Genomic DNA, 305 nt, shown 5'->3' with positions numbered 1-305 from the left:
GACTGTGATATGAGCGGGGAAGCGGAGAAGACGGAGCGGGCCTATGTCTATATGGTGCGCTGCGCAGGCGGCCAGCTCTACACGGGCTGGACAAATGACCCGGCCAGCCTCCTGCACGCCCACAAGAGCGGGAAGGGGGCCAAGTGCACCCGTGCGCTGGGGGCACAGCGGTTCGCGTATCTGGAACGGTGCACAGACAAATCTGCCGCCCTGCGCCGGGAAGCAGCCCTGAAAAAGCTGACCAAAGCGCAGATGGAAGCCCTGTGCGCCGAATGGGCGGAGAAGAACCTGCCCCGGCTCGCGCT

General features: G+C 64.9%; 1 protein-coding gene. It reads left to right on the top strand.

The window, feature by feature from the left end:
- Positions 1–9: 9 nt before the first annotated feature.
- Positions 10–305, top strand: a 296-nt coding sequence (locus tag P0G09_RS18210; protein WP_275253371.1) for a GIY-YIG nuclease family protein, incomplete at its 3' end; no start/stop codon positions are given.

It is taken from the genome of Faecalibacterium sp. DFI.5.82, from assembly GCF_029076575.1.
In the GTDB taxonomy this organism is placed as follows: Bacteria; Bacillota; Clostridia; order Oscillospirales; family Ruminococcaceae; genus Faecalibacterium; species Faecalibacterium duncaniae.
The sequence above is the reverse complement of the archived record's forward strand: the minus strand, read 5'-3'. Positions and strand labels throughout refer to the sequence as shown.